At 58.9% G+C, this 7,390-nt stretch carries 8 protein-coding genes and 6 tRNA genes; 12 read left to right on the plus strand and 2 right to left on the minus strand.

Going from position 1 to position 7,390, the window contains the following annotated elements; translation table 11 throughout:
• From AB5Z09_RS03115 to AB5Z09_RS03130, 4 genes are all read left to right on the plus strand, one after another.
• Window positions 1-348: EamA family transporter (locus AB5Z09_RS03115; protein ID WP_368194616.1), on the plus strand; the 348-nt coding region annotated here is incomplete at its 5' end.
• Window positions 349-433: 85 nt separating this feature from the next.
• On the plus strand, window positions 434-1,612 hold the full coding sequence (gene purT, locus AB5Z09_RS03120; protein WP_368194617.1) for a formate-dependent phosphoribosylglycinamide formyltransferase: 1,179 nt from the start codon (window positions 434-436) through the stop codon (window positions 1,610-1,612).
• Window positions 1,613-1,738: 126 nt separating this feature from the next.
• Entirely contained in the window at window positions 1,739-2,398 is a 660-nt protein-coding gene (gene hxpB, locus AB5Z09_RS03125) for a hexitol phosphatase HxpB (RefSeq protein WP_058056871.1), read from the plus strand.
• Window positions 2,399-2,669: 271 nt separating this feature from the next.
• Window positions 2,670-2,873: a CPXCG motif-containing cysteine-rich protein gene (locus tag AB5Z09_RS03130; RefSeq protein WP_005336871.1), complete on the plus strand. Its 204-nt coding sequence runs from the start codon at window positions 2,670-2,672 to the stop codon at window positions 2,871-2,873.
• A 174-nt stretch (window positions 2,874-3,047) separates the two neighbouring features.
• On the opposite strand, the gene AB5Z09_RS03135 is transcribed toward AB5Z09_RS03130, so the two are convergent.
• The gene (locus tag AB5Z09_RS03135) at window positions 3,048-3,665 is read right to left on the minus strand and encodes a riboflavin synthase subunit alpha (RefSeq protein ID WP_368194618.1); all 618 of its coding nucleotides are present in this window, start codon (window positions 3,663-3,665) and stop codon (window positions 3,048-3,050) included.
• 103 nt (window positions 3,666-3,768) lie between these two features.
• Window positions 3,769-4,671 (minus strand): DMT family transporter, encoded by a 903-nt coding sequence (locus AB5Z09_RS03140; protein ID WP_368194619.1) that lies wholly within the window; start codon window positions 4,669-4,671, stop codon window positions 3,769-3,771.
• Window positions 4,672-4,801: 130 nt separating this feature from the next.
• Here AB5Z09_RS03140 and AB5Z09_RS03145 point away from each other — a divergent pair, with 130 nt between their 5' ends.
• From AB5Z09_RS03145 to AB5Z09_RS03180, 8 genes are all read left to right on the plus strand, one after another.
• A complete protein-coding gene (locus AB5Z09_RS03145; RefSeq protein ID WP_005352334.1) occupies window positions 4,802-5,008 on the plus strand; it encodes a YaeP family protein in 207 nt (68 codons plus the stop codon).
• 149 nt (window positions 5,009-5,157) lie between these two features.
• Complete coding sequence (locus AB5Z09_RS03150; protein ID WP_247822719.1) at window positions 5,158-6,537, plus strand: MATE family efflux transporter; 1,380 nt, start codon at window positions 5,158-5,160, stop codon at window positions 6,535-6,537.
• 159 nt (window positions 6,538-6,696) lie between these two features.
• Window positions 6,697-6,773, plus strand: a tRNA-Val gene (locus AB5Z09_RS03155).
• Window positions 6,774-6,786: 13 nt separating this feature from the next.
• Window positions 6,787-6,863: transfer RNA gene (locus AB5Z09_RS03160), tRNA-Val, on the plus strand.
• Window positions 6,864-6,881: 18 nt separating this feature from the next.
• Window positions 6,882-6,958: transfer RNA gene (locus AB5Z09_RS03165), tRNA-Val, on the plus strand.
• A 17-nt stretch (window positions 6,959-6,975) separates the two neighbouring features.
• Window positions 6,976-7,052, plus strand: a tRNA-Val gene (locus AB5Z09_RS03170).
• A gap of 26 nt (window positions 7,053-7,078) precedes the next feature.
• A tRNA-Val gene (locus tag AB5Z09_RS03175) sits at window positions 7,079-7,155 on the plus strand.
• Between the two features lie 35 nt (window positions 7,156-7,190).
• A tRNA-Val gene (locus AB5Z09_RS03180) sits at window positions 7,191-7,267 on the plus strand.
• The last annotated feature ends 123 nt before the right edge of the window (window positions 7,268-7,390 follow it).

The following is a 7,390-nucleotide window of genomic DNA, read 5'->3' on the forward strand; positions in this document are numbered from 1 at the left end:
TCATCCCACACCATAGTGGTGTATCTGCTTATCTTCAGTACCCCGTTCAACGTCATGCTGGCACTGCCGGAGTGGCAGTGGCCCACCGAGCCACAATGGCTGCTGCTGGCGGCAGCGGGCATTCTGTCGGCACTCGCGCACATGTCCATCGCTCGCGCCTACAGCGTGGCGGAGGCCTCCTTCGTGCAGCCTTTCGATTTTGCCAAGCTGCCGATGAACGTGCTGGCAGGCTGGCTGGTATTTGGCTGGGCGCCCCCCGGCCGTCTGTGGCTTGGCGCCGCCATCATCATTGGCGCCATTACCTTGCTGACCCATCTGGAGCAGCGCGCTCACAAACCCGTTTCCTGAGGTACGCCATGCGTGCCTCTTTTTTTGTCCGCTATTCATGCGATAGCGATCATCAACAATGACCATCGACATCAGGAGAGATCGTATGTTTGGAACCGCAACCCGCCCCGGCGCCACCCGTGCCCTGCTGCTGGGCTCCGGCGAACTTGGCAAGGAGGTCACCATCGAGTTGCAACGCTTCGGGATCGAAGTGATCGCAGCCGACCGCTACCCCAATGCCCCCGCCATGCAGGTGGCCCACGCAGCCCACGTGCTGGACATGCTCGATGGCAACGCCCTGCGTGCCCTGGTCGCCGAGGTTAAACCCGACCTCATCATCCCCGAGATTGAAGCGATCGCCACCGATACCCTGGCCGCCCTTGAGCAAGAAGGGGTCAAGGTAGTACCCAACGCCCGCGCCACCCAGCTCACCATGAACCGGGAGGGGATCCGCCGTCTCGCCGCCGAGACGCTGGGCCTGCCCACCTCCCCCTACCGCTTTGCCCAGAGCAAGGAGGAGTTTGTCGCCGCCGTCGAGGCTATCGGCCTGCCCTGCGTGGTGAAACCTGTGATGAGCTCATCCGGCAAGGGGCAGAGCGTACTACGCGATCTCGTCAAGCTGGATGAGAGCTGGACCTACGCCCAGGAGGGTGGCCGCGCCGGTCGAGGCAAGGTGATCGTCGAGGGCTTCGTTCCCTTCGAGTACGAGATCACCCTGCTCACGGTACGCGCAGTCGATGGCATTCACTTCTGCGAGCCGATCGGCCACCGTCAGGAAGATGGCGACTACCGCGAATCCTGGCAGCCACAGGTGATGAGCGAACTGGCTCTGGCCCGCTCCAAAGAGGTAGCGGCCAAGGTGGTCGAGGCCCTCGGTGGTTACGGCCTGTTCGGGGTCGAGCTCTTTATAAAAGGCGATGAAGTGTGGTTCAGCGAAGTATCCCCCCGCCCCCACGACACCGGCATGGTGACCCTGATCTCGCAAGATCTCTCCGAGTTCGCCCTGCATGTGCGCGCCATTCTGGGGCTGCCGGTCGGCACCATCACCCAGTACGGGTCGAGTGCCTCTGCCGTGGTACTGCGCGAAGGGCACAGCCAGGATATCCGCTATCAGGGAATTGGTGAGGCATTGGCACTGGTGCCGGGTGCCCAGCTGCGGCTGTTTGGCAAGCCGGAGATCGCCGGTCGCCGCCGTCTTGGCGTGGCGCTGGCCCGCGCAGAGGATTGCCAGGATGCGGTGGAAAACGCCAAAGCCGTGGCCGCCAAGGTCGAAGTGCTGTTCTAAGGACTTTTTTGCCATAGCAAAACAAACGTTTGCCGATGTGATCGGGCGCAAGGGGCATGGCAATGCCCTTTTTGCATTTCCCCGCCAGGCTTATAATCCCCTCTTCAAATTTGTCAGGAGTACAAGATGTTAGCTGCCGTGATCTTCGATATGGATGGTGTTCTGATCGACTCGGAACCCTTTTGGCAACGGGCCCAGATCGCCGTTTTCTCCGAACTGGGTCACCCCCACACCGTCGAGGATTGCGAATCGACCATCGGCGTGCGCATCGATCAGCTGGTTGCCCACTGGTATCGCCTGCGCCCGTGGAGCGGCCCGAGCCAGGACGAGGTGGTGCAGCGCATTCTGGATCAGGTCAACGCCCTGATCCTCTCCGAAGGTCAGGCCAAAGCCGGTGTGCTGGAAGCGCTCGACCTTATCGAAGCCCGCGGCCTGAAAGTGGGTCTGGCGACCTCCTCACCGTTTGCGATGGTGGAAGCGGTGCTCGGCAAACTCGGCATCCGCGATCGCTTTATGGCGGTTCACTCCGCTGAAATCGAGCGTTTCGGCAAACCGCACCCGGATGTCTATATCCACGCCGCCGAGAAGCTGGGGGTTGAGCCGGTGCACTGCTTGGCCATCGAAGACAGCTTTACCGGTTTGCTGGCGGCCAAGGCGGCCTCCATGACTGCGCTGATCGTGCCGGATCCAGCTTTAGTCGGCGACCCACGCTTGGCCATCGCCAACTACCAGCTCGGCTCGCTGGCCGAGCTGAATGCCGACATGTTGGCCAGCTGGGTCAAATAGCGCCTATCGGCACCTTGCTGCGCTCGCGTTCTCATATCCGCAGGGGGCTCCAGCCCCCTGTGATTGCCAAACAACTATTGGCAATCCCCTCCTTTTCACTCGTCATTCACAACCAGATTGTTCTTCTCGCACACGACCACTCCAGCCGGTTGCACCTTGCCATCGCTCTAACTTGACCTCTGTCATAAACGTGCGTTTGCTCGCGGTTAACCCCCTGCTGCCCGACTAGAATCAGGGTAGATAGGCGGCCCCAAGGCCCGAGGAGGTTATCATGATCGAGTACACCAGCAAGCGCATCGTCTGCCCCCACTGCGGCCACCATACCCGGGTCGAGCTGGATGCCAGCCAGGGTGATCAGGAGTTTTACGAAGATTGCATGGCCTGTTGCAATCCGATCCACCTGCGGCTTCACCGCGACGAAGCCCGCGACTGTTTGCAGTTGTTTGTGGATGCCGATGACGAGCAACTGTTTTGATTGCGAGTCACAAAAAGCCGAGCAACTGCTGTGCCTGCAAGTCGCAAAGAGCTGAGCAGATGTTGTGACTGCGAGTCATAAAAAGTTGAGTGGATATTTTCACCATATAAATAACAAGGGCCTGCACACTGCAGGCCCTTGCTTATGAGGCGATTGACACCGAGCCGTTTCCTTTCAGTGACCCCCGCGTGACGCCAGCACCCGCTCCACGGTATCGACGATGGCCTGGGTCTGGGGATCGATCTCGATATTGGTCTGCCAGCCAACCTTGACCCAACCCAGATTGGTGCGGGCCAGGGTCTCGGGGATCAGGTGGACGCAGAACTCCCGCTCGCGCACCTCACCTATGGTCAGACTGATGCCGTCGATGCCGATGTACCCCTTGGTCAGCACATATTTCATCAGCTCGGGGGCGAGGCGATACCACACCTGACGGTTGTTGGGTGTGTCGATCACCGAGGTAACCTCTGCCATGCCGATGATATGGCCAGACATGGCATGACCGCCGATCTCGTCGCCAAAGCGGGCAGCCCGCTCCACATTGACCTTGTCCCCCACCTGCAACAGGCCGAGGTTGGTGAGACGCAGGGTCTCCTGCATCAGATCGAAGCTGACCAGCTCCCCTGCAATCCGGGTCACGGTGAGACAGCAGCCGTTGTGAGCGACTGAGGCGCCGAGGGCCAGCCCTTCCCCCCACTCCCGGCTGGGCATGCGGATCACGTGGGTACGAAATGAAGCACTCTCTTCGATGGCGACCAGCTCGGCCACACCTTGCACAATTCCGGTAAACATCATCACCTCTTTGTTTCTGGTAACACGCTCTGTTTTTTATCGCGGCCTGTGGCCGCTTCTTTTACATAATCCGTTTTTTACACAATTCGTTTCGTACAAACTGTCACACCTGCTCTGCCGCCTCAGACCGCGCCAGCACACGAGCCCGGCGCTGGGAATGGATGACCACTATGCCAGCCAGCACGATGAGCAGACACCCCGCCATACTACTGAGGGTCGGCATTTCACCAAACATCAGATAGCTGCAGAGGGTAGAAAAAAAGATCTGGAAATAGAAGAAGGGCGCCAGAGTAGAGGCCTGCGCATACTGCATCGCCTTGATAAGGCAATATTGGGAGAGCAGGGTCACCACCGGTAGCGCCAGCAGATAGGGCCAGTCGGCAAACACCGGGAAGCGCCACAGTGCAGGCTGCCAGCAGAGTGCGACCATTGCCACCATCCCCAGCATGAAGCAGGTGACGATCAGGATATCGAGGGGGGTCAAACGTGGATCCACCAGCTTGGTGATAAGGTTGTAGCCGGTGTTGGCCAGTACAATGACCAGTGGCAGCAGATAGTAGAGGTTCGCGTCGCCCCCGTCAGGATGGGTCACCACCAGCACGCCAAACAGCCCCAGCAATACTGCCGCCACCTTGGTCCGGGTCAAACGCTCCCTGAAAAAGATGACGCCAGCTACCACAAAGGCCAGCGAACCGAGCTGGCAGATGATGGTGTAGACGTTGAGCGGTACATGGGCCAGCGCAATCACCGAGACCAGCGCACAGACCAGAAACAGCAGTGAGCGCAGCAATAGCCAGCGATCCACCGCCAGCAGCGCCGTCACGGTGCGCTTTGGCAACAACAGCAGCAGACCGAGAAAAGGAACAAAGAAGCGAAACCAGACCATCTCCATCACGGAGTAGCCATGGAGTACCAGATATTTGTCCGCGCCATCCTTGAGCGTCAGGGCGAGAAGAGCAAACAGCGTCAGGAAGATCGCCAGTGAATTGCGCGAAGAGAGCAGCATCAAAGAGGCCGAAACAGGAAAAGGGGGTAACCAAACTAACTTGCTTGCCGCAAATTACAACCGCGAGACTGACAAAATGGGAGTAAAACCGCTATATTTGCTCGCCTTTTTACTTTCAAGGAAGCAAATCATGATGGTTTATGAGTGCTGTGAAGCGATCCGTATCGCCTATAACCAGATTGGCTCCGGCGAGCAGGGCTATGTGCCGAAGGCCATCGCCGCCACTATCCGCGCCCTCAACGCGGTCGCCGCCGATGAGCGAGTACCCGCCGAACTGCGCGAACAGGCTGCCTATGCAGCTGCCAACCTGCTGATCAGCGATCACGAAGACGCCTGATCCTGCCCCTCGGGGCGGCAACTATTTCGTCCTGGCTGAATTTCAGGCTAGAATGCCTCCCCCACCCTTTGCACTTTCGTCCGAAAGTGCAAAGGCTCTTCCCGATTTCCGCTCTTTTTTACTCTTATCTGATCCACTCGGAGGTGTCAGTGCAACGTTATTGGTCCGAGGCGAAGCAGCTCGTCCGTCTAGCCAGCCCCATTCTGGTCGCCCAGGTGGCCCAGGTCGCCATGAACTTCGTCGATACCGTGATGGCGGGTCAGGTGAGTGCGGTCGATCTGGCTGCCGTGTCGGTGGCGTCCAGCTTCTGGCTACCGGTGATCCTGCTGGTGCAGGGGATCATCATGGCGCTCACCCCCATCGTCTCCCAGCTCAATGGCGCCCGTAAACGGGAGGCAATCCGTCCGGCAGTTCATCAGGGCTTCTGGCTGGCACTGATCGTCACCCCGCTGGCGATGATTGCGCTTTATTACAGCCCGTTGGCGTTGCAGTTCATGGATGTGGAGCCGGTGATGGCGGCCAAGACCACTGGTTATCTACACGCCATCCTGTGGGGCCTGCCTGCCTTCGTGCTGTTCCAGGTGCTGCGCAACTTCAGTGAGGGGCTCTCCCACACCATGCCCACCATGGTGATCGGCTTTGTCGGGCTGGCGGTCAATATTCCCGCCAACTACATCTTCATTCACGGCCACTTCGGCATGCCGAAACTGGGCGGGGTCGGCTGTGGCGTCGCTACCGCCATCGTGCTGTGGGCCATGCTGCTGGCGATGATCCTCTATGTGAAGCTCTCCCGTCACTTCACCGAGATCCGCCTCTTTTCCCAGCTGGCTCGCCCCAACGGCAGCCGGATCTGGCGACTATTTCGCTTGGGCTTCCCCATCGCCATGGCGATCTTCTGCGAGGTGACCCTGTTTACCGTGGTGGCCCTGATGCTGGCCCCCTTCGGTGCCGAGACGGTGGCGAGTCACCAGATTGCCCTCAACTTTTCCAGCCTGGTGTTTATGCTGCCCCTCTCCATCGGGGTGGGTGTCACCATCCGGGTTGGCCACAGCATAGGTGAAGGGCAGCCCCATCACGCCCGGGTAGCTGCTCGCACCGGCTTGATGCTGGGGATGGCCATTGCCGCTGCCACTGCCGCCATGACGGTGCTACTGCGCGAGCAGATCGCCTCCATCTATACCGATGATCCGCAGGTGATCGTCCTGGCGGCCATTTTGCTGTTCTTCGCCGCCATCTATCAAATCTCCGACTCGGTGCAGGTGGTCGCGGCCGCCGCGCTGCGCGGTTACAAGGATACCCAGGCGATTTTCTACGTCACCATCGTCGCCTACTGGGGACTGGGGCTGCCCACCGGCATGATCCTGGGTCTGACCGACTGGCTGGTGCCGCGGATGGGGCCGCAGGGCTTCTGGATCGGCTTTATCGTCGGCCTCACCAGTGCGGCCCTGATGCTGGGGGCGAGATTGCGCTACATCTATGGCCGCTTTGCCACTCCGGAAGCCTGCACTACCCTGTCGCGATCTCAGTAACAGGGCTTGGCAAGCGACAACTCGCCTGCAAAATCAACAGGCTGCGCAAGAACTGGGCAAACAGTCTCCTTTGTGCATATGGCCTGTTGACAGCCTTGGGGGGCATGGGTAGTATGCCGACCACGTCAGCAGCGCTGGCGTAGTGAAGTAAGAGAAAGTGGGTTTATAGCTCAGTTGGTTAGAGCACTACCTTGACATGGTAGGGGTCGTTGGTTCGAATCCAATTAAACCCACCACTTTTTCTGTGATGCGTCCTTAGCTCAGCTGGTTAGAGCACCACCTTGACATGGTGGGGGTCGGTGGTTCGAATCCACTAGGACGCACCATTACAGAACACTGATTATGCGTCCTTAGCTCAGCTGGTTAGAGCACCACCTTGACATGGTGGGGGTCGGTGGTTCGAATCCACTAGGACGCACCATCACAGATTGCTGTTATGCGTCCTTAGCTCAGCTGGTTAGAGCATCACCTTGACATGGTGGGGGTCGGTGGTTCGAATCCACTAGGACGCACCATAACAGTTTGAAAGAAATGCAGATGTGGGTTTATAGCTCAGTTGGTTAGAGCACTACCTTGACATGGTAGGGGTCGTTGGTTCGAATCCAATTAAACCCACCACTCCCCTGCAGAACAGAAGTCGCATTGCGCACCCTGCGTCCTTAGCTCAGCTGGTTAGAGCATCACCTTGACATGGTGGGGGTCGGTGGTTCGAATCCACTAGGACGCACCAAATTTTAAAAGCCCGCTCATCGAGCGGGCTTTTTGCATTCTGCCATGTAGCCACTCCCCTGCCCCGCCAATCCGTTCAGCACAATTCGGCCATGGCGCAGAGCCTTGTTCCCATAAAAAACCC

The sequence above is a fragment of the Aeromonas sp. R2-2 genome, from assembly GCF_040908355.1.
Lineage (GTDB): Bacteria > Pseudomonadota > Gammaproteobacteria > Enterobacterales > Aeromonadaceae > Aeromonas > Aeromonas veronii.

Bases quoted from the DNA above. Each gene is read 5' to 3' on its own strand.
- AB5Z09_RS03130 (WP_005336871.1), top strand. From the start codon at position 2,670: ATGATCGAGTACACCAGCAAGCGCATCGTCTGCCCCCACTGCGGCCAC.
- hxpB (WP_058056871.1), top strand. From the start codon at position 1,739: ATGTTAGCTGCCGTGATCTTCGATATGGATGGTGTTCTGATCGACTCG.
- purT (WP_368194617.1), top strand. From the start codon at position 434: ATGTTTGGAACCGCAACCCGCCCCGGCGCCACCCGTGCCCTGCTGCTG.
- AB5Z09_RS03145 (WP_005352334.1), top strand. From the start codon at position 4,802: ATGATGGTTTATGAGTGCTGTGAAGCGATCCGTATCGCCTATAACCAG.
- AB5Z09_RS03135 (WP_368194618.1), bottom strand. From the start codon at position 3,665: ATGTTTACCGGAATTGTGCAAGGTGTGGCCGAGCTGGTCGCCATCGAA.
- AB5Z09_RS03140 (WP_368194619.1), bottom strand. From the start codon at position 4,671: ATGCTGCTCTCTTCGCGCAATTCACTGGCGATCTTCCTGACGCTGTTT.